Below are 21,305 nucleotides of genomic sequence, written 5' to 3'. Positions count from 1 at the left end.
AATGCTAAAAGAGGACGGGACAAAAGCATTTAATCAAAAGATAAATCCGAATAAATGGCCTTTCAAGAACCGCTTCAGAAATATACTCCGCTTTCCATGGGCGGCTGGTGAGCCTCCGGATGCTCCGCATTCCGAGGTCTCACCTAGGCCTTCCTCCCATAGGGGTCTCCGTATATTTCTTACGCTTATGCTAGCTATCATTCGTCTTTTGACTAAAACTTTTTGTTATGCCCCAGCCACTTCTTATTAAAAAATCCCTATTGAAGCAAATACAATAGCAACTGCTACAGAGATTACTGGTATCAATACAGCGACAACAAAGATATCTTTATAGCTATCTTTATGTGATAAACCTGTTATCGTTAAAAGTGTTAAGACGGCACCGTTATGAGGTAGTGCATCTAAACCTCCTGAGGACAGGGACGCAATTCTGTGGAATGCCTCGGGTGAGATGCCGCTGTTCATGGCAATATCGTAGTATTTTGAACCCAATGCCTCGAGTGCTATTCCCATTCCTCCAGATGCTGAACCAGTAGCACCTGCGAGGATATTAACTGCTACCGCTTCAGAAATTAATGGATTACCCTTTATTCCCATCAACATTTCCGTCAGCTTATCAAATCCTGGGACAACTTTTACCACAGTTCCAAAGCCGACAGCCGCGCTTGTGTTTATAATCGCAGTAACAGAGCCCACCGCTCCACCATTAATTGCTTTAACAAAACTTTTAAATTTGTGGAGATTAAGAAGCATAATTAGTACAATACCTGTCAGAAGAGCTAATACAATGTCCCATTTAAATACATTTAAAGTAACGAGAACGGATATAAGCGGTAGTAAAGAAAGGAAAAAGTTTGGTGTGTTCCCTTCTTCATCTGTCATGTTTTTATCTTTAGGTTCTGTATAGGTCTCTCCGTTATTGGTTAATTTCTTTTCTCTCCATCTTAGATAAAAATAACCGCCTCCAGCCATCACGATTGTGCCAATAATCCCCATTATTGGTGCAGCCATTGGATCGGTCTTAAAATAATCCATTGGGATCAAATTTTGAATTTGCGGAGTTCCAGGAACGGCTGTCATGGTAAATGTGAACGCACCAAGCGCAACGGTAGCCGGGATTAGCCTTCTACTAATGTTAGCCTCCCGAAATAACGTTAAGGCAAGTGGATAAACCGCAAATACAACAACGAATAAACTAACGCCACCATATGTTAAAACTGCTGCAGATACTAATACTCCGAGGATTGCCCGCTTGGTTCCGATAATTTTTGTCAACGCTACTGCCACTGACTTTGCCATACCTGTGTTTTCCATAAGCTTACCAAATATTGCACCTAACATGAAAACCGGAAACCAAGCCTTCGCAAAGTCAACAAAACCTCCCATATACGTATCCTTATATGCGCCTAATAGATCGAGACCACCAGTTAACGCTACTACCCCTGCCGCAATTGGTGCTACCCAAATAATAGACCAGCCAAGATATGCTAAAGCCATTAAAACAATAAGTCCCAGTATTATTCCTAACATAAAACTTCTCCTCCACCCTTTTCTAATTTTTAAGACTTAAAATTACAAATAGACTGCCCTTAACCATTACATAAAAAGGCTACCCCAAAGCCTCTATCCACTTATCATTATTGAGCTGTGTAGCCACCGTCGAGGACGACTGCTTGCCCGGTTATCCCTTTTGCCTTATCACTTGCCAAAAACATAGCGTAGTCGGAGATTTCCTTGACTTCTAACAACCGTTTTTGAGGAACCAATGGATATAAAACTTCTTCCAGGACTTTTTCTAATGGTACGTTCCGGTTCTTCGCTAAATCTTTAAATTGCCCACGGACAAGTGGTGTGTCTACATATCCCGGACACATGGCATTTACTGTTATTCCATCTGCTGCGCCTTCTAAAGCGGCAACTTTCGTTAACCCAATAACGCCATGTTTTGCACTGTTGTATGCTGCTTTACCTGAGAAACCAATAAGACCATTAATGGAAGCCATATTTATAATTCGCCCTGACTTTTGCTTTTTCATGATAGGAAATACGTGCTTTGTTGCCATAAAAGGCCCCACAAGCATCACTTTGGTAATAAACTCAAACTTCTCTGTTGGAAATTCCTCCAATGCTGCAACATGCTGTAACCCCGCATTGTTAATGAGAACATCCAATCTGCCATAATGATCAACAGTATTGTCGATGGTGCTTTGCAGTTCCTCTTCTTTTGTTACATCACATTTTAGTCCGATACAATCATATCCCTGGCTTTTTAATTCCTTGGTAACCTCGTTTATCTTTTCTTCGTTCACATCTGTGAAGGCTACCTTTGCTCCATGCTTTGCGAACTCCACGCCAATTTCATACCCAATTCCACTTGCTGCCCCCGTTATATACACCACTTTGTTTTCTACCATTTTAAATCCTCCCTACCGTTTAATATGTGGCCACTTTCAGTTCATCAGAAATACCTAAGGTTGCATTCGTTGATTCGATAACTTCTTCTACAGTCCACCCTTTCGCAACCTCCATCAACACAAGACCATCCTTTTCCACATCAATGACGGCACGCTCCGTTATAATGCGGCTTACCACCCCTTTCCCTGTCAATGGTAGCTGACATTGTTTTACTATTTTTGATGCGCCTTCTCTGTTCACATGCTCCATCACAACGACGATCTTTCTTGCACCATGCACGATATCCATCGCGCCACCCATCCCCTTAATCATCTTTCCGGGAATCATCCAATTTGCTAGATCTCCATTTTCGGATACTTCCATCCCGCCGAGAATTGCAAGGTCCAAATGCCCTCCACGAATCATGGCAAATGACTCGGCACTACTAAAAAAAGAAGCACCCGAAGAAGCAGTTACTGTTTCCTTTCCAGCGTTAATTAACTCGGGATCAACCTCTTCCTTTAAAGGAGACACTCCTATTCCCAATAACCCATTTTCTGATTGAAGAACTACCTCCTTATCCTGTTGAATGAAATTAGCAACTATAGTAGGTATCCCAATCCCAAGGTTTACGTAGTAACCGCTTACAATTTCTTGTTCAGCTCTTTTCGCAATTGTTTCTCTAACCAATCCCTTATCTATCTGTTTTAACATCCTTTACTACCTCCCAGATATAAGTCGTTATGCTTCTTGTTTAACGGTTAAGCGTTCTATTCTCTTCTCCTGTATTCCTACAATTATTCCATCAACATAGATTCCAGGAGTATGCACTTGCTCCGGATCGAGGAAATCCGCCTCAACGAAGTCTTCCACCTCTGCGATCGTCCTATTTCCTGCTGCAGCCATCATGGGATTAAAATTACGTGCAGTTTTGTTATAGATTAGGTTTCCACTTCTATCTCCAAGTGCTGCTCTGACAAGACTGAAATCCGCTTTTAAGGCTGTTTGAAGCATGTAATCCCGTCCTTCAAATCTGCGAACTTCTTGACCTTCAGCAATTGGTGTGCCGACACCAGCGGGAGTGTAGAACGCTGGTATCCCTGCACCTCCTGCACGAATCCTTTCCGCTAATGTTCCCTGAGGAATGAGTTCAACTTCTAGTTCACCTGATAAAACCTGCCGTTCGAATTCTTTGTTTTCCCCAACATAGGAACCGATCATTTTGTTAATCTGGTTATTCTCAAGTAATAAACCAAGCCCCCAATCGTCCACGCCACAATTATTTGAGATAACAGTCAGATGCTTTACTTTGGATTCTACCAACGCTAGGATCAGGTTTTCTGGGATTCCAACAAGTCCAAATCCGCCAACCATTATCGTCGAGCCATCTTTAATCTCCGTTACTGCCTCTTGAAAAGATTTATACACCTTTTTCATGTCATACACCCCCTTCATCCTATACAAGCAAAAATCGTGCCAACTTTTATAAACGATAAAAACCCGCCGTTATAGTCTTTTTCCTTTTCAACTTAAAGCACTGTTTCAGATTCATGGAAAAAAATTATTACTCACCTTTCGAAAGCCTTTACATAGATAAACAAAAATAAAAATTCCACGATACCGGAATGGATTCCGATATTATGGAATTTAGTTAAGCCCATATTTTTTTACCTTTTCATAAAAGCTAGACTTTCCTACGTTAAGCATCTTTGCTGCTTGTATCTTATCTCCATTACATTTCTTTAAAGCATTTTGGATTGCTTGTTTTTCTGTTTTTTCAAGAATTACCTTCAAATCATCGGTTGGATGGTTAAGTGGAGCTTCACGAAGCAAATGAGCGGGTAAATCATCCGTTCCAATTGTTTCCTTGCTAGTTAAATGAACTGCTGATTCAATCACATTCTCAAGTTCTCTTATATTTCCTGGCCACTGATAGTGCATAAAACACTCCAAAACTTCAAAGGAAAAATCCATCACCCGCTTACCCGAACGTTTTGTTATTTTATCTAAAATAAACTTAGATAAAATTCTTATATCTTCTTTTCTTTCCCGGAGCGAGGGGATTTGTAGTTGGATGACATTTAGACGATAAAATAAATCTTCACGAAACCGATTTTCTTCTATCATTTTTTCTAAAGATTGGTTTGTAGCAGCGATGATTCGTACATCTACTTTTCTAGGTTTCGTTGCTCCAATTGCTTCTACCTCTCCTTCTTGTAGTGCCCGAAGAATTTTCACCTGTGCTCCTAAAGGCATATCACCTATCTCATCCAAAAATAATGTACCTCCATCTGCCAATTGGAATTTTCCTAATTTGCCTCCCTTTCTCGCATCCGTAAATGCCCCTTCCTCATAACCAAACAGCTCCGACTCTAATAAATTCTCAGGAATTGCCGCACAGTTCACCTTAATAAAGGCTTTCTTATTGCGTTCGCTTAAGTGATGAATACTATGCGCAAACAGTTCCTTCCCTGTTCCGCTCTCTCCTGTAAGCAGGATAGAAACATCGCCTGGTGCTACTTTTTTAATTTTAGTCTTAATTGCATTCAGCTTCGGGGAGCTCCCAACTATGTCATGAAGGGAGTACGTATTACCATACTGATCCCGCACTTGTTTGCGATAATGTTCTAGCTCCAGTAAAAGATCCTTTATATGACTATTCATGTTTAGCCATTCTTCTGTATCACGGTAAAGCACGGTACCAACTGCCCCGACCACCTTCCCTTCAGAGCGTACTGGAATTCTATTCGCTATCATATGGTTTCCCCGAATATATTGCAGGTCGGCTATTTCTTCCTCACCGCTCCTCGCAACAATGTGCATTCTTGTATTTTCGATGATCTCTGTAACATGTGCACCAATAGCTTCTTCCTTCGTTACGTCAAGAAAATGACAGTAGCTGTTGTTTAAATAAGTAATCAGCCCCTCACTATTTACAACAACTAGACAGTGATACGCATTTTCGAAAACGGTTTCAAAAATCTCATCTTTATACTCTTCCTTAAAAGGTAGCATGAACACATCCCCCTTTTTAGAAAAACTCGCATTCGCTCGTTTTTAGCGAATGTATACGTTTTTCATATACTATAAAATTGCCCTTCCACCCAAACGCTTTAACAGGATCTTTCTCCAGTTATCTGCTAGTAGTTCACAATGGGCTAGGTCATTTGTTAAGCGCAGATCATCTTTGTATAAATGCATTACTTCATTACACGCAGCAATTGTCCAATTCGGATAAGGACGTTCCAACAATGTTAAATCAGAGCCAGCTTGCATATTTCCTTCTTTTAAAACTCGAAAATACCACCCTGTTTTTCCGGTTTTCAGCATTTTCATAGCCATTTCTTTATCCAGGAAGCGCGTGTCCGACTTAGGTTGTGATACTTGAAGCACCGTATCTCCCACGGCATAGCTATCGCCAATGCAAACAGATTGCTCTCCCATTTCTAATACAGCCATATCTTCTCCCAGTTCTCCAAAGTCGGAGAATGGCGGATCTAATATGTCATTCCAATAGGTGTAATGCTGGATTGGGTAGCAAAAAATAGCCTTGTCTGGATTATCTGTTACTTTATTTCCGTCCAACCCTGTTTTCCCAACAAAGGTCTTTATCTCAGGATGTGGCGCAAACCTGTGCTTATCCCTAATAAATATTTTATGTACATAAGGTTCCTCCATTATGTCACCCGCTTTATCTATGGTATAGTATCTTTATTCTACGAGGAAATAATAATTTATTGGTTTTGGACAAGAAGACTCCATCCTCAAGCCTAGCTAGGGTGGAGATGAATTGTCTGGTTTTCCTGTATTAATTATAATGCGAACGGATGTGCGCACGGTTATTTTCTGATATAATAGGTATAACATTTCTGTAAGAAAGTTGTGAAAAATATGTACATTCACAAAGCCTATAAGTTCCGAATCTATCCAAATGCATTTCAAGAAGTCTTCATTACGAAGACGATTGGTTGCTCCCGTTTTGTGTTCAATCATTTTCTGCATCAATGGAATGAAGCTTACACGAAGACGGGAAATGGCTTGACATACAAGGCTTGTTCCGCCCAGCTTACACAACTCAAAAAACAATTGGGGTGGCTCCAAGAAGTGGATAGCATAGCCGTGCAGTCAGCGCTTAAACACTTGGCTGATTCGTATAAGCGCTTTTTTAAAAAACAAAATAAAGCTCCGCGCTTTAAGTCCAAGAAAAATCCTGTTCAGTCTTATACAACAAAGTGTACCAATCATAATATAGCAGTAGTGGGAAACAAACTCAAATTGCCCAAATTAGGTCTTGTCAGATTCGCCAAGAGCCGGGAAATTGACGGACGTATCTTGAGTGCTACGATAAGGCGCAATCCGAGTGGAAAATATTTTGTTTCGGTTTTAGCTGAAACGGAGGTACAACCGTTAACCAAAACAGGTTCTACTGTTGGAATCGACGTTGGTCTCAAAGATTTTGCCGTTCTTTCGGATGGAACAGTATATAAGAATCTGAAACATTTTCGTACATTAGCGTCCCGATTGGCAAAAGAACAGCGTATTCTATCACGACGTAAAGAGCTGGCGATAAAGCAAAAACGAGCCTTACAAGACGCCAAGAACTATCAAAGACAAAAACGGAAAGTGGCGCGTCTCCATGAGCGTATCAGCAATGCACGGAAGGACTACCTGCATAAAATTTCTACTGCTATTGTCAAAAACCACGACATTATCGGGATCGAAGACTTGCAGGTGTCCAACATGCTGAAAAATCATAAATTGGCAAAAGCCATTAGCGAAGTGAGCTGGTCACAGTTTCGACAGATGCTAGAATACAAAGCGACTTGGTATGGAAAGCACGTGATAACCGTTGCCAGAAATTTTCCGTCCAGTCAGCTATGCTCCACACCGAATTGTGGCTATCAAAATAAAGCCGTTAAAAATCTCGGGTTGCGTCAATGGGTTTGTCCCTATTGCGGCGCACATCATGACCGAGATAAGAACGCAAGCTTGAATCTTAAAAACGAAGCGTTACGACTTCTAACTGCGGGGACGCAGGGATAGCCTAATAACATAACTTTCGGTTACGAAGGTGTTCTTAGGAATCCCCCACTTCAAACGTTCGTTAAGTGGGGGTCATTCAATAGAGTATAACATAGACGAACTGGAGGAATGTAAAATGTCTCAATACAAGAAAGCTATTTTTGCAGGTGGATGTTTTTGGTGTATGGTGAAACCTTTTGACCAGTGGGATGGTGTGCAGCAAGTCATCTCGGGTTATACGGGTGGGCATGTCGAGAATCCGACTTATGAACAAGTTAAAGCGGGCGACACTGGTCACTATGAAGCAGTGGAAATCACCTACAATCCTGATGTGATCTCCTACAGCGAGATACTAGAATTATATTGGCGCCAGATTGATCCTACCGATGATGGTGGACAATTCCAGGATCGTGGAGATTCCTATCGTGCTGCCATCTTTTACAGTGATGAAGCACAACAAAGCGCTGCAGAGCTTTCTAAAAAAGAACTTGCCCAGAGCGGTCGCTTTAAAAAACCGATTGTAACCGAGATCCTACCTGTCGCAACATTTTACCCTGCTGAGGAATATCATCAGGATTTTTACAAAAAGAATGAGCAAGAATATAAGGAAGACCGCGCAAAATCCGGCAGAGATGAATTCATTGAAAAGACCTGGGATTAATCGAGCTTAGCTATTCTAGGTACAGGTATTCTAAAATCCGTAGATGTGACAAGCTTATTCCCTAAATACTCTACCGCTCTTCACATGATAATAGTATAATAGCCTTTATCTCGGTACAACCTTCCGCAAGACTAACAATCAGTGAGGGAAGAACAAAACCCCCACTGATTGAAGTTTCACTTTATATATTCATAGATTAGGAGCGGATTTTTTGTTCAGTCGCGATTCTTTAACACCTTTAAAAATGCTTTTGTTTAGTTTTCATGCTACAAATACGATTATTCTGAGTTACTTGCCCTTGTATTTAAAATATAAAGGGCTAAATGGTACTGAAATTGGTTGGGTGCTCGCAGTGGGGCCACTTGCATCTATCTTCGCGCAGCCCTTTTGGGGGTATATGAGTGATAAATACAAAACAGTCAAACGGATTATTCAGATTTGTATCGTGGGGCTGCTTGTAACTAGCGTTATCTTTTTCCAGATGAACACATTACTCGCAATTATTCTTATGGGGGCCATTTTCTATTTCTTTGTTACCCCGATTGGAGCTTTAGGAGACAGCCTAGCTCAACGTCGTGCAGAGCATTTTGGCGTTTCTTTCGGTGCAATTCGCTGGTGGGGTTCAGTTGGTTTTGCTACTTCTTCTCTGATTATTGGCGAAGTACTTACAAGAGTGGGAATAGAATACATGATCATCCCATTTCTATGCTTCGGAGTGCTTGCTTTAGTCGTGTCCTTTGGGTTGACGGATGTAAAAGTTGATTCCGAACCGGTTCAGTTAAGAGACGTTAGTGCCATTATTAAAAACAAGTCCTTTGTTATTTTCTTGTTACTTATTATGTTTCTAACGATTACACACCGTGCGAATGATAGTTATATCGGCCTTTATATTTCACAGCTTGGCGGAAGCGAAGGGCTCGTTGGGTTTGCCTGGTTTACTGGAGTTCTTACAGAGGCTCTTGTCTTTGCAACAGCGGGCATTTGGTTCCGTAAATACCATCCGCTTGTGTTTATCATTATTGCGGGTGCGATTTACAGTGTAAGATGGTTTATCTATGCTACCGTTGATAACCCAATCCATATTATTGGGCTACAATTCATGCATGGTTTAACCTTTGGTGTTTTCTATTTGGCAGCATTCAATTATGTTTCCCGATTGATTCCAAAACTACTGCAATCAACAGGACACCTTGTGTTTTTTGCCACTTTCTTTGGGGTATCAGGGATTATCGGTTCACTGGTGGGAGGATCTATTATCGATTCCCTTGGCGGTGAAACCTTATACTATGGAATGGGTATCCTTGCCACAATGGGAACAATACTCATTACACTCTATCACCTACTTCCTTTCGGTAAAGAAGCATATGTGCATCAACGTGATCAATAAGAAGACGTAAAAAAATCACATTCGCTAGTGTATAGCGAATGTGATTTTTTCTTATGCAGCTATTTCGTATCTAATTCAAGAAAATAAAGTACAGGATGAAAATGACGAACAGTAAATACATAATAGGGTGTATCTCTTTAGCGCGTCCCTTTAATAGCATGGTTATCGGATAGAAGATAAATCCAATCGCAATCCCTGTCGCAATGCTGTATGTTAACGGCATTGTCACGACCGTTAAAAAGGCAGGTACAGCAATTTCAAACTGATCCCATTCAATACTCTTTAAGGAAGATGCCATTAATACACCAACAATGATTAAAGCAGGCGCGGTTACTTCAGAAGTTACAATACTTAATAGCGGTGAAAAGAACAATGCCAAGAGGAAGAACCCAGCCGCTACTACAGCAGTAAATCCAGATCGTCCGCCAGCTCCTACCCCTGCAGTGGATTCTACATAGGATGTAGTCGTTGATGTACCAAGTGAAGCACCGACAACCGTTGCAGCTGAATCAGCAAACAATGCTTTACCAGCACGAGGCAGCTTATTGTCCTTCATCAATCCGGCCTGGGTCGCTACTGCAACTAGGGTACCCGCTGTATCAAAGAAATCAACAAATAGAAAAGTTAGAATAACTACAAGCATTTCAATGGTAAAGATCTCCCCAAAATGTGAAAAGGCTTGTCCAAAAGTTGGCGCAAGACTCGGTACTTCGCCAACTACTCCTCCTAACCCTTGTGGTGGTGAGATTAATCCAAAGATCATACCGACAATGGCAGTAATCACCATTCCATAAAAAATACCGCCTTTAAATCCTAAAGTTAAAAAAATCACGGAAATAATAACACCGAACACAGCAAGCATCACGGTTGGAGAAGTCATGTCTCCAAGTGCTAACAGCGTCGCATCATCGCCGACAATAATGTTGGCATTTTGGAAACCAACAAACGCGATAAATAATCCAATCCCTGCTCCCACAGCCATTTTTAAATTTGCTGGGATGGCATTAATGATTTTCTCTCTTATTCCTGTCAAAGTTAGTACAATAAAAATTAGTCCTGAAGCTAAAACCCCTGCAAGAGCTGTTTCCCAAGGGATTCCATATCCTAATACAACCGTGTACGCGAAAAATGCATTTAAGCCCATTCCTGGCGCTAAAACGATAGGATATCTCGCTATGATCCCCATAAACAATGTACCAACTGCAGCCGCAATTGCTGTTGCTGCAAAAATAGCACCTTGGTCCATTCTTGTTACCCCATTCGGTAACTGATCGACTCCTTCTAATGATAAAGTCGATGGATTTACAAATAAGATATAAGCCATAGCTAGGAAAGTGGTTAATCCAGCCATAAACTCTGTTCTATAATTTGTTCCTAATTCTTCAAAGCGAAAATACTTTTTCACGCCTCTTCCTCCCCTTTACATCATTCATATTTACGAATAGAAAAACGCACATGATCCGTGATCAGGCGCGTTTTCACTAGCAGAAAAGACGTATAAAAATGCGAGGTAATCTCGCAAAACAAGACGAATACTTCTCTGCGTAGTCAGATCATTTACGGCGATCTGTAGATACTTTGGGCCATATTCCCGAAATTATACGCATCTCTATTAAATTCAATTCTTATCATACTAGGTCATTTGCTCTAAGTCAATCAAAAGCGAACAATAACTTTAATTAAAAGTCCATTGTTCGCTTTCACGAGCCTTATTTTACGTATCACTCTTCATTTACAGTTTACACTCAACTAGTGTGATCGCCTCTTTTTTACATCTTCCACTCATTTGGCAAAAAACATCATTTTTTAGAACGCTAATTAGTTAATGCTTATAAAATATCGTTTCTTTTAAATAGCCTCTCTATTTTTATGTAGTATGAAATTTTTTTCACGAGTGTAGTTAAAACAAAAACGATAAGTAGGATTAATGTAATAGAAGCTCCTGGCGGTGTACCTACTTTATAAGAAACGACTAGACCACTAAACATCCCTATTAAAGCAAGCACTATTCCGATTAAGATTACCCCATTAAAACGATTACTTAAACGCATCGAGATAGCTGCAGGTAGAACAATAATTGCTGAAACCAGTAAAGCTCCCACGATAGGCATCGTCACCGCAATCGTGACCCCTGTTAAGATATTAAACAATACAGACATCGTTTTGATCGGTAAACCGGCTGTGAAGGCTGTTTCTTCATCAAATGTTAAGATATACAATGGTTTCCTAAAAATTAAATATAAGAGACCAATCATAATCGTTAGGACAAATAACATCCATACTTGCTGTTCACTAATGGTGACAATAGAGCCAAATAAAAATTGGTTCATACTTAAAGTTGCGCCGCCGTCATTTAATCCCATCAGAACTAATGCTAGCGCCATCCCGGCCGACATTAGAATTGCGATAGAAATTTCCGAATACGTGCGATACACTACACGCAAATATTCTAACACTATGGCAATCACCGACACCAGTATAATATTGGTAAAAGTCGGATTGACACCAATTAACAAGCCTAGTGCCACACCCGCTAAGGAAACATGTGATAAGGTATCTGCCATCAAAGACTGTCTACGTAAAATTAAAAACAACCCTAACATAGGTGCAATTAACGATATTAAGAATGAGGCTTGGAAAGCTCTTTGCATGAATCCATGGAAAAACATCTCCAAGGTGAGTCCTCCTTCCTCACTAGCTCAATATGCTTGTCAGCGTAATGTCGAATCTCTTGATGGTCGTGGGTAACCATTAAAATTCCCTTCCCATGTTCTCTACTATTGTGCTTTAGTAATTTATAAAATTCTTCACGAGAATTTGTATCCATTCCTGTTGTAGGTTCATCCAATACAAATAAATCAGGGTCTGTTGCAAACACACGTGCAAGAGAAATTCTTTGCTTTTGCCCACCAGATAACTCCCCTATTTTTCTATGACGCATCTCCCACATTCCAACTGAATCAAGGGAGCGTCGAACATGCTCCCTGTCATCTTTATCTAGTTTTTTAAACCATTTACCTCTTTGATAACGACCAGATTGGACGAGTTCCAGTACTGTACTCGGAAATCCAGCGTTAAAAGATGCAACTTGCTGGGAAACATATCCGATAACTAATTTTTCCCCAATACGGTTTATAGGTGAAATTTGGACACTTCCTTTTGATGGTTTAAGTAAGCCTAGAATATTGCGCAGTAATGTCGTCTTTGCTGCGCCATTTTCTCCCGTTAACATTACGAAATCTGACGCATCCACTGCATATGAAATATTCTCTAATATTGGTTCTTCTTCATACTGAAAGGCAAGGTTTTTCACTTCAATATAATGCATCATTAAGCGACCTTTCTTTACATATTTTCTATTTATCCCGGAGTAACCGTCCGTAAGACTCCCACCTCAAAACATGAGGTGAAACCGTGATGGTTAAGTGAGAGTATACGGACGCTAACGTTCAACTAACAATCAGTGGGGGAAGAATGAAAACTCCCACTGATTGAAGTTTCACTTTATCTACAATGAGTCTAAGTTCTAGTTATTTAATACTTAACTGTAAAGATTTTAAGTTCTGACGCATTGCCTCCACATACCCTAAATCCTCATCTTGTAATTCTTGAGACAATACTTCTAAGTCATATAATGCTGCGGTCTCTGTCCCTGTTTCAGTAGCGACAGTTTCGGCAATTGCTGAATTGGCTCCCTGTTGATAATAAATTACTGGAACATTATGTTCCTTCACTAGGTCTGAGATTTCGCCAAGTCGCGATGGGCTTGGCTCTACTTCTGTGGATAACCCACCAATTGCGATTTGCTCTAAATTATACCGCTGTGCAAGGTATCCAAACGCTTGGTGTTGCACTACAAAAGCACGATTTTCAACATCCTTAAGCACATCCTGATATTCTTTATCTAATGTTTGCAGCTCTTCATTAAAAGCTTCTGCATTTTTTTCATAAATATCTTTTCCATCTGGGTCTGCTTCAATTAATGCATCACGAATAATATTAACTTGCTCTTGTGCCAATACTGGATCTAACCAAATATGTGGATCGTGAGACTCGTGATCATCAATAATAATGGACACTGGCTCCGATTCCGCATACGTATTATGATCTTCATCAAAAAGGAGCGCTCGGACTTCAAAGCTTTTTCCTGTTGTTTTGTACTCAAAGTGACTCGTTCCTTGATCAGATAATGTTTCCCATTCCTCAGTATCATTTTCACGTATATACCAATGCCAATGATCATAGTTCACATCTTCAGGAAGCTCTGCTTCAAGTGTCACAACATCGCCTGTATGATAGTGATCCGCCAATCCAACGATTTCAACCGATTGAACACTTTCATGTTCATTACCTTGACTAGATTCTTCACTATCAGCTTGATCGTGATCATGTTCGCCTTCTTCGTCATCTCCGTGATGATGTCCATTATGATCATCAATCACAATTTCTATTGATTCTGATGCTGCATATTCATTATGGGAGTCATCGAAAAGAGCTGCTCGGAGCTCAAAACTTTCTCCTGAAGCCTCATATTCGAATTCAGCTTCCCCCTGATTTGGTACAGTTTCCCATTCCGCATCAGTATGTTCCTTTCTATACCAGTGCCAGTGATCATATTCTGCCTCCTCATTAAGTTCGGCTGTTAATTCGATCATGTCACCAGTATGATAATGGTCCGCAACACCTTGAATGGTCATATTTGCATTCGATTCTTCATTTTGCTCTCCCGCATGTGCAAGATCTGAACTTTCCGTATCCACTAAATCCACACCATCAGCAGTACGTGCGATCACAAGGTCATCATTTTCTACTGTGTTTAATAAACTTTCCACCCAATGTTCCATTTCTTCGCTGCTATATACAAAGACATCTGCTTTACTAACACCTGCTACGTCTTGTGCACTTGGTTCATAATGATGGGCATTTTCTCCCGCAGAAACCATTAGTGATACATCTGCCCGATCCCCTGCTACTTGTTGAGTAAATTCATACATTGGATAAAATGATGTTACAACAGATAACTCGCCATTCGTAGTACTTGCATCCTCATTTTGATTACATCCCAAAAGAGTGACACTCAAGATTAAACTAAATAAAATGATAACTAGCCAATTTCTCTTCATTATTCATTCTCCTAATATTGCTTAATACGTAATCATTACGATTTATTAGTTAAAAAAAATACCTTCTTCTTTAAATTAAATTGTTTCTAAACCTTCAATTAAAGGTTTGCGGAGAAATATCACGCCAATTAAATAATTAATGTGCTAGCATTTCCCGAACAATCCCATCCTTGTCTAATTCAGAAGGATAATACGTCGGCCAATTCGTAACTTCCTCTAGAAGTGCTCCACGATCATCTCCCCAATATAAATGAAAATGATGTGAATCTACTGGGAATATATCATGGTCACTAAATTGAATGTACTGCGGCATTTCATCTGCCCCATCAACTAATTCAAATATAAATCGAACACCTCTATTACCTGCTTCATAGGTAAGAATTTCGTACCCATCTGATTTGTATTCACCTGAATATTCATCCCCGTTTTCGAAAAATGTAACATGGCCATCCTCAATAATGATTCGCTCCACATCGGTTTCATATCCAATGGTGTAGTACTCCTCGTATTCTTCCTCTGTCATATCTCCATCCTCTGCTTTTTGTTCAAACACTTCGTCTAAATCTCCAGACAAAAGATATGGGTAAACCGACTGCCAGTCTCCTTCCCAATCAGATAATTCACGATCTTCTACTTGATTATCTTCAAAGTAACCTTTATATATTTGTTGACTTGCTTCATCATGTCCATGATGATCATCAATGACAACTTCAACTGGCTCGGATTGAACACTAGGTTCGTGGTCATCATTGTATAAAACAGCTTTAATTTCTAAACCATCTACTGTTGCTTCACCTGTAAAAGATTCGGACTCTTGCCCTGAAATAACTTCCCATTCACCTTCGCTTTCTCTACTGAACCAGTGCCAGTGATCCAAGTCCGAAGCTTCTTCCACTACTGCAGTTAGCTCAATTGTATCTCCCGTATGGTAGTGGTCCGCAACTCCTTCGATTTCAACACCTACTGGCGCTTCAATATCCTCTTCTTCATCTTTTTCATGGTCATGTTTCTCATCTGTATGTACTTCTTGTTCTTCTTCCTCTGTTGCATCCCCTTCCGCATCTTCCGTACCTTGACATGCTGTTAAGTAGATACTAATAAACAATAAGATTGATAAACTAGTAAGTAATTTTTTCATTTTCCCTCTCCCATTCTCTTTTTTAAATCGTAATGATTACGTTTTGAATAGTATCACTTTATTAACTACTCTGTCAAGAACTTAACGGATTAAATTTTATCAAAATCAGAATTTTATAATGCGCCTATTCATACAACAACTAAACTTCCATATTAGTCGAGCAGTTTAAAATTTCAGGGAACAACCAACTCTGTAAACTGCATGAAAACCTAAAAAAGATTCCAGTTATCATTTTTAATTGATAACTAGAATCTCTTTTTTTATTTACCAATAGTTTTTCAGCACTTGAGTCATTTGTTTCAGTAAACCTAGAAACACGACTATTGCATAATTTCTTTTACATACTGCGTAATTTCTTCACTTTGTTTATCAAGTTTGCTAATATCCTCGGTGAATTCTGTCATCACAGTGGACTGCTCATCTGTAGAAATTGAAATCTCTTCAATACTGTGTTTTAGGTTACTAATACTGGCCTGTATTTCGGATAAAGACTGCCCTATTGTACCGACGGCTTCTTTCGTACCATCTGAAAGCTTGCGTATCTCATCTGCTACGACACCGAAACCAAGACCTGCTTCTCCGGATCGAGCAGCTTCAATAGATGCATTTAAACCTAACAGATTTGTTTCTGCTGAAATGCCTTCAATCAATTGAACAACTTTACTGATTTCCTCTGAATTAGCTGTAGCAATAGAGGCTTGATTGTTAATATCAGTACTTGTTGCGGATAAATTTTCAGCCTGTGCAGCTACATGTTCTACTTTTGCCTGCAGACTGTTAATGATCCCGCGAAGCTCCAGTAATTCATTTCCTACTTCTTCCTCTTCTTGAAGCGTCGTGCTAATCATTAATGCTCCGACAATTTCACCATTTTCATCTGTTAGTGGAGAGGATGAGCTTTGTATAGCGACACCAACATATTCTTTTGGAATATGTTCATTTGTTTTTTCTCCAGCTATCGCCTTTATAAGCGCCTGATTTTCTTCTTTCATGGCAAAATCTCCGACCTTAACCCCTATGTCATAGCTTTTAGAAGGAGAAAAGTATACATAATTTTCTTTATCTGTTACTGCAATAATAGTATTTTCACCGAGTATTTCCTTTAATAAAGGAGCAGTAATTACCATAGCTTTAAGTGTGGGATGCATGTGTTTCTCTCCTTAATTTTGGTTTGTAATCTTTTTCATTGAGCGCACGATTTTTTTGCTTTTATTATCAAGATTTTGAATATCATCCATGAACTCCACCATAATTTTAGACTGTTCTTCTGAGGATGCAGATACTTCATTAATACTTAGGGTAAGATTTTCAATGCTAGTACGAATCTCACTTAAGGATTTACCTATCGTTTTGACAGCTCCTTTTGTGTTATCAGATAGCTTACGAATTTCATCGGCAACCACCCCGAATCCTTTTCCCGCTTCTCCTGAACGTGCCGCTTCAATTGCGGCATTTAAACCAAGCAGGTTTGTCTGATTGGAAATTTGTTCAATCAGTTGAACTACTTCACCTATATGTTTTGAGTTATCATTTGCTTTGGTTGCCTGTTCACTAATATCATTACTTGTTGCTGACAATTCTTCAGCTTGTGCTGCAACGTTTTGGACTTTTCCTTGAAGACTGTCAATTACCTGACTAATGCTTTCTATTTCTTTATCGAGACGTACTTGATGCTCTAGCGTTCGGCTCATGGATAATAACCCAACAATCTCTCCATCTTCCTCTTTAATTGGTAATACATCCGTCACAACAGGAACGCCAAAAATGGATGGATCCATCGTAGCATCACTGATTTTTTCTCCTTTTATAGCACGAGTGTATACCTCATATTCAGGGATTGCGGGCGTTCCAACTGCTACATCAAGTTTAATCATAGTAGATGGTTCAAAGTACACGAATTTTTCTGTATCTATGATTCCCATTGCGGCGGTAGGGCCGAGGGTTTCTTTAATTATTGGGGCAATGTTAACGACTGCCTGTAAACTGCTGTTCATAGTTAAACTCCTTTTTTACTTTTACATGATTTAACTTATATAATATCGGCTTTTTACAAAGAAAAGTGAAGAAAATTGTCGAATTTTGGCAGTCGATTTAGATTTCCTACACAAAAAGTAGGGGATTTAGAATTTTAACTACACAAAAAACCCCCTTCTTCACAATTAATGTGAAGAAGGGGGTTCTATTTTGAAAACCTATCTTATCCCAAGCACATCGTTCAAACTGATATTGCAGGATTTCTAAATAATTCTATTTAAAAAGTCTACTCCCACTCAATTGTAGCAGGTGGCTTGCTCGTTACGTCATACACTACTCTGTTGATATGCTCTACATCGTTGACCAGGCGTGTGGATACTCTTTCAAGCACATCCCAAGGAATTCTTGCCCAATCGGAGGTCATGCCATCGATTGAGGTTACGGCACGAATACCGATCGTGTGATCATACGTCCGGGCATCGCCCATTACGCCAACACTCATAATGTTAGGAAGCACGGTAAAGTACTGCCAAATATCCCGATCAAGGCCGGCAGCAGCAATTTCTTCACGAAGGATTGCGTCAGATTCACGGACAATTTTCAATTTATCCTCTGTTACTTCGCCTAAAACTCGAATAGCAAGTCCTGGTCCTGGGAATGGCTGGCGCCAAACAATGCGGTCAGGGATCCCCAATTGGGAACCTAATTCGCGTACTTCATCCTTAAATAGTGTATTCAACGGCTCAATTAGTTCAAATTGCATGTTTTCAGGCAATCCGCCAACATTGTGATGGGACTTAATGGTTTGAGCAGTTTCTGTACCACTTTCAATAATATCTGTATAAAGTGTTCCCTGTGCTAGGAAATCCATATTTTCTAATTTCGCTGCTTCATCATCAAATACATAGATGAATTCGTTGCCGATGATTTTCCGTTTTTTCTCTGGATCATCTATACCTTTTAGCTTAGATAAGAATCTATCTTTGGCATCTACTTTGATAATATTCATATTAAAATCATCCGCGAATACTTTCATCACATCATCCGCTTCATTTTTACGAAGTAGACCATGGTCAACGAAAATACAAGTAAGCTGATCACCAATTGCTTTATGAATTAATGCTGCCACAACGGAAGAATCCACTCCGCCGCTCAATGCACATAAAACATTACTGTCTCCAACTTTTTCCTGTATTTTCTCTATCTCCATTTCAATGAAGTTTTCTATCGACCAGTCGCCCTCACTCTCACATACTTCATAGACAAACTGTTTTAATAAATGATTACCATACTCTGAGTTTCGCACTTCTGGATGGTATTGTACACCATAGCGTTTCTTAGATGGCTGGCTCATCGCAGCAATAGGAGTTGACGGGCTCGTTGCATCCGTCTGGAAGGTTTCTGGTACTTCGATTACTTTATCACCATGACTCATCCAAACTGTTTGTTTCTCTGGTGTATCCTGAAAAAGAACTGGCTGACCTTTTATATCAATAAGTGCTTTTCCGTACTCACGATTTTTAGCTTTTTCCACTTTTCCTCCGTAATGTAATGCCATTAATTGCATTCCATAACAAATACCGAGGATTGGAATATCGAGATCAAAAATCCCTTGGTCACAGCGGAAGCTATTTTCATCATAGACACTGTGCGGTCCACCGGATAGGATAATTCCTTTCGGGTTCATGCGTTTAATTGCTTCTGCGGTCAGCTTATGAGAGTGCAGTTCACTATAAACGCCAAGCTCCCGAATTCGTCTCGTAATTAGTTGGTTGTACTGGCTCCCAAAATCAAGAACTAGAATCATTTCATTGTTTTCCATTTGCTGTCTCCTATCTGTAACAATATTTTAGAACTCGGTAATAAAGGCATTCATTAATAGAAAAAGCCCAGACCTCTAGCTTCCCACAGCTAAAAAAAGCTGCAAAAAGGCAGAAATCCCAGGCTTTTTGTACACGTACCTATAGAAATTCTGCCTTCATAGTCAGAGCATTTACGGTGCTCCGGTAGAAACTTTCGATCCATATTATCGAGGATATACGAAAGGCATATATTTATTCAAATTCGTTTAATACTCCCTTATTCTACTAACCTTCAACAGACAGGTCAACCTAATATTCGTTTTATTAAATCTTTCCATAATTGCGTCAAATCACGTCCTTGAACATGACTGTACTCTTTTTGGTACAGCATTTGCTCATAACGGGAGGTTAACTTTTTCATGTCGTCTGTATGATAGGCATTATCTACCTGTTGTGCATACTCTCTTAACGTCTGATCTGGTTGTTTTTGTACGCCGTGATGGTTTAGTAGTTTAATTAGAAAATGATAAGCTTCCTGGAATCCTTGTGGTCCATCTGTTCTATCTAATTTTGTCGCGACTAGCTTTGCTTGCCAACGAAATCTCTTTCGATAGCCAAGAATTAACAGTATACCAAGTACAACGGCCACCACAGTGAAGAATATCCAATTGAATTGGAAGGAAAAACCATCATTGTCATTAGCCACACTTGCTGCTGTATCGTCCTCTTCTTCTACATTCTGTTCTGGCTGTTCTTGTTCTTCTTGTTGTTCAGGAGTTTCAGGTGCAGTCTCTTGATCAAGCTCATCATTGTTATTCATTTCTGCCTGAAAGTCAGTAGGATTGGAAAAACCTTGTGTTGGTTCAAAAGGAACCCATCCGATTTCAGGGAAGTAAACCTCTACCCATGAGTGGGCATTTGCATTTGTTACTTCGTATATATCTTGGTCACCGTTTCGACCAATGTTGAAATTCTTCACTTCACCACTAGTGAATCCTTTTGCCCATCTTGCTGGTATGTCCAGGGAACGCAATAAAACGACCATAGAAGTCGAGTAATTATCACAGTAACCAACCTTTGATTCAAATAGAAATTGATCTACATAATCCTCGTCTTCCTCAGGGACAGGAACATCCGTTGTTTGATAGACATAACCATTTGTACCGAAATACTGTTCAACCGCTTTTACTTTCTCATACCTTGTGTCAAAAGCGTCTGTGATTTCTTCTGCTAACTCTCCTACCCTGTCAGGAAGGTCGGGGAGTTGCGTATATTTATCATCGAGGAAAGGGTCATTATTACCAGCTTCCCTCAAATCTGTTAACGAAAATGTTGGCTGTTCATAAGTAATCGTATAGTTGTCAAGGCTGACTACCTCATTATTAATTCTTGTTTGAATGGAATTACTCTCCGCATCATAAAAGAAATCAGCTTCTGAAAGTGTGCTTGCGCTGTAAATTCCATATGGATGAACTAATTTATTAATGGAGGTATCGCCCATGAACTCCACCTGGGCCTCCCGTGCTTCCGTTTCCACACTCGGCAGGAAGGTACGTGTTAGCTCCCAATTGAAATCATCGAGCTGATTATAATCGGGAGGTGTCGAGGTCTCCCAACCTTTTCCTGTATATACATTCTTGCTCTCAATATGCCAATAATGGTCATCCTCGGCAACCGCTTCGAAAACCGGTGTATAATCCTGCACGAAGGACCCACCTAGTTGTGAGTCATCTTCTCCGTATCCAACCTTTTGGACCCCGCCTTCAAAATTCCCAGCATTTTCTGCTGTACTTTTAATAAAAGG

17 protein-coding genes, 1 pseudogene and 2 riboswitches are annotated in these 21,305 nt (G+C 39.9%); of the genes and pseudogenes, 3 read left to right on the top strand and 15 right to left on the bottom strand.

Annotated elements, in window-relative coordinates:
• Positions 1 to 246: 246 nt before the first annotated feature.
• The 6 genes from K3T81_RS11470 to K3T81_RS11445 form a co-directional block, all read right to left on the bottom strand.
• Positions 247 to 1,530 carry a GntP family permease gene (locus K3T81_RS11470; RefSeq protein WP_238020228.1) on the bottom strand — a complete coding sequence of 428 codons (1,284 nt, stop codon included), beginning with the start codon at positions 1,528 to 1,530 and terminating at the stop codon, positions 247 to 249.
• A 107-nt stretch (positions 1,531 to 1,637) separates the two neighbouring features.
• The gene (locus tag K3T81_RS11465) at positions 1,638 to 2,414 is read right to left on the bottom strand and encodes a 3-hydroxybutyrate dehydrogenase (RefSeq protein ID WP_238020227.1); all 777 of its coding nucleotides are present in this window, start codon (positions 2,412 to 2,414) and stop codon (positions 1,638 to 1,640) included.
• Positions 2,415 to 2,433: 19 nt separating this feature from the next.
• Positions 2,434 to 3,108: a 3-oxoacid CoA-transferase subunit B gene (locus K3T81_RS11460; protein ID WP_238020226.1), complete on the bottom strand. Its 675-nt coding sequence runs from the start codon at positions 3,106 to 3,108 to the stop codon at positions 2,434 to 2,436.
• Positions 3,109 to 3,135: 27 nt separating this feature from the next.
• Entirely contained in the window at positions 3,136 to 3,831 is a 696-nt protein-coding gene (locus K3T81_RS11455; RefSeq protein WP_238020225.1) for a CoA transferase subunit A, read from the bottom strand.
• A gap of 210 nt (positions 3,832 to 4,041) precedes the next feature.
• The gene (locus K3T81_RS11450; RefSeq protein ID WP_238020224.1) at positions 4,042 to 5,409 is read right to left on the bottom strand and encodes a sigma-54 interaction domain-containing protein; all 1,368 of its coding nucleotides are present in this window, start codon (positions 5,407 to 5,409) and stop codon (positions 4,042 to 4,044) included.
• A gap of 69 nt (positions 5,410 to 5,478) precedes the next feature.
• On the bottom strand, positions 5,479 to 6,072 hold the full coding sequence (locus K3T81_RS11445) for an MOSC domain-containing protein (RefSeq protein WP_238020223.1): 594 nt from the start codon (positions 6,070 to 6,072) through the stop codon (positions 5,479 to 5,481).
• A 213-nt stretch (positions 6,073 to 6,285) separates the two neighbouring features.
• On the opposite strand from K3T81_RS11445, the gene tnpB reads away from it, so the two are divergent.
• From tnpB to K3T81_RS11430, 3 genes are all read left to right on the top strand, one after another.
• Positions 6,286 to 7,437 carry an IS200/IS605 family element RNA-guided endonuclease TnpB gene (tnpB, locus tag K3T81_RS11440; protein WP_238020222.1) on the top strand — a complete coding sequence of 384 codons (1,152 nt, stop codon included), beginning with the start codon at positions 6,286 to 6,288 and terminating at the stop codon, positions 7,435 to 7,437.
• Between the two features lie 115 nt (positions 7,438 to 7,552).
• Positions 7,553 to 8,077, top strand: coding sequence for a peptide-methionine (S)-S-oxide reductase MsrA (gene msrA, locus K3T81_RS11435; RefSeq protein WP_238020221.1), 525 nt, complete (start codon positions 7,553 to 7,555; stop codon positions 8,075 to 8,077).
• Between the two features lie 211 nt (positions 8,078 to 8,288).
• Positions 8,289 to 9,464 (top strand): MFS transporter, encoded by a 1,176-nt coding sequence (locus tag K3T81_RS11430; protein WP_202606496.1) that lies wholly within the window; start codon positions 8,289 to 8,291, stop codon positions 9,462 to 9,464.
• A gap of 70 nt (positions 9,465 to 9,534) precedes the next feature.
• Here the strand turns inward: K3T81_RS11430 and K3T81_RS11425 are convergent, their stop codons facing one another.
• The 9 genes and pseudogenes from K3T81_RS11425 to K3T81_RS11385 form a co-directional block, all read right to left on the bottom strand.
• Positions 9,535 to 10,869 (bottom strand): NCS2 family permease, encoded by a 1,335-nt coding sequence (locus K3T81_RS11425; RefSeq protein WP_238020220.1) that lies wholly within the window; start codon positions 10,867 to 10,869, stop codon positions 9,535 to 9,537.
• A gap of 120 nt (positions 10,870 to 10,989) precedes the next feature.
• A riboswitch (purine riboswitch) is annotated at positions 10,990 to 11,089 on the bottom strand.
• A 204-nt stretch (positions 11,090 to 11,293) separates the two neighbouring features.
• On the bottom strand, positions 11,294 to 12,139 hold the full coding sequence (locus K3T81_RS11420) for a metal ABC transporter permease (protein ID WP_238020219.1): 846 nt from the start codon (positions 12,137 to 12,139) through the stop codon (positions 11,294 to 11,296).
• Positions 12,085 to 12,792: a metal ABC transporter ATP-binding protein gene (locus K3T81_RS11415; protein ID WP_238020353.1), complete on the bottom strand. Its 708-nt coding sequence runs from the start codon at positions 12,790 to 12,792 to the stop codon at positions 12,085 to 12,087. Before K3T81_RS11415 ends, K3T81_RS11420 begins: the two co-directional genes overlap by 55 nt.
• A gap of 202 nt (positions 12,793 to 12,994) precedes the next feature.
• Complete coding sequence (locus K3T81_RS11410) at positions 12,995 to 14,587, bottom strand: metal ABC transporter solute-binding protein, Zn/Mn family (RefSeq protein ID WP_238020218.1); 1,593 nt, start codon at positions 14,585 to 14,587, stop codon at positions 12,995 to 12,997.
• Positions 14,588 to 14,723: 136 nt separating this feature from the next.
• A complete protein-coding gene (locus tag K3T81_RS11405) occupies positions 14,724 to 15,725 on the bottom strand; it encodes a ZinT family metal-binding protein (protein ID WP_238020217.1) in 1,002 nt (333 codons plus the stop codon).
• A gap of 320 nt (positions 15,726 to 16,045) precedes the next feature.
• Positions 16,046 to 16,873: a methyl-accepting chemotaxis protein gene (locus K3T81_RS19485; RefSeq protein WP_275949833.1), complete on the bottom strand. Its 828-nt coding sequence runs from the start codon at positions 16,871 to 16,873 to the stop codon at positions 16,046 to 16,048.
• 12 nt (positions 16,874 to 16,885) lie between these two features.
• Positions 16,886 to 17,218: pseudogene (locus K3T81_RS19670) on the bottom strand (methyl-accepting chemotaxis protein); the annotation flags it as partial.
• A 767-nt stretch (positions 17,219 to 17,985) separates the two neighbouring features.
• Positions 17,986 to 19,521, bottom strand: coding sequence for a glutamine-hydrolyzing GMP synthase (gene guaA, locus K3T81_RS11390; protein ID WP_238020216.1), 1,536 nt, complete (start codon positions 19,519 to 19,521; stop codon positions 17,986 to 17,988).
• 139 nt (positions 19,522 to 19,660) lie between these two features.
• Positions 19,661 to 19,762, bottom strand: a riboswitch (purine riboswitch).
• Positions 19,763 to 19,805: 43 nt separating this feature from the next.
• Positions 19,806 to 21,305: DUF4129 domain-containing transglutaminase family protein (locus K3T81_RS11385; RefSeq protein WP_238020215.1), on the bottom strand; the 1,500-nt coding region annotated here is incomplete at its 5' end.

The organism is Oceanobacillus jordanicus, from assembly GCF_022095695.1.
GTDB lineage: Bacteria > Bacillota > Bacilli > Bacillales > Amphibacillaceae > Oceanobacillus_B > Oceanobacillus_B jordanicus.
The sequence above is the reverse complement of the archived record's forward strand: the minus strand, read 5'-3'. Positions and strand labels throughout refer to the sequence as shown.

Bases quoted from the DNA above. Each gene is read 5' to 3' on its own strand.
- tnpB (WP_238020222.1), top strand. From the start codon at position 6,286: ATGTACATTCACAAAGCCTATAAGTTCCGAATCTATCCAAATGCATTT.
- K3T81_RS11415 (WP_238020353.1), bottom strand. From the start codon at position 12,792: ATGCATTATATTGAAGTGAAAAACCTTGCCTTTCAGTATGAAGAAGAA.
- K3T81_RS11470 (WP_238020228.1), bottom strand. From the start codon at position 1,530: ATGTTAGGAATAATACTGGGACTTATTGTTTTAATGGCTTTAGCATAT.
- K3T81_RS19485 (WP_275949833.1), bottom strand. From the start codon at position 16,873: ATGCATCCCACACTTAAAGCTATGGTAATTACTGCTCCTTTATTAAAG.
- msrA (WP_238020221.1), top strand. From the start codon at position 7,553: ATGTCTCAATACAAGAAAGCTATTTTTGCAGGTGGATGTTTTTGGTGT.
- K3T81_RS11445 (WP_238020223.1), bottom strand. From the start codon at position 6,072: ATGGAGGAACCTTATGTACATAAAATATTTATTAGGGATAAGCACAGG.
- K3T81_RS11405 (WP_238020217.1), bottom strand. From the start codon at position 15,725: ATGAAAAAATTACTTACTAGTTTATCAATCTTATTGTTTATTAGTATC.
- K3T81_RS11455 (WP_238020225.1), bottom strand. From the start codon at position 3,831: ATGAAAAAGGTGTATAAATCTTTTCAAGAGGCAGTAACGGAGATTAAA.
- K3T81_RS11460 (WP_238020226.1), bottom strand. From the start codon at position 3,108: ATGTTAAAACAGATAGATAAGGGATTGGTTAGAGAAACAATTGCGAAA.
- K3T81_RS11450 (WP_238020224.1), bottom strand. From the start codon at position 5,409: ATGCTACCTTTTAAGGAAGAGTATAAAGATGAGATTTTTGAAACCGTT.
- K3T81_RS11465 (WP_238020227.1), bottom strand. From the start codon at position 2,414: ATGGTAGAAAACAAAGTGGTGTATATAACGGGGGCAGCAAGTGGAATT.
- K3T81_RS11410 (WP_238020218.1), bottom strand. From the start codon at position 14,587: ATGAAGAGAAATTGGCTAGTTATCATTTTATTTAGTTTAATCTTGAGT.
- guaA (WP_238020216.1), bottom strand. From the start codon at position 19,521: ATGGAAAACAATGAAATGATTCTAGTTCTTGATTTTGGGAGCCAGTAC.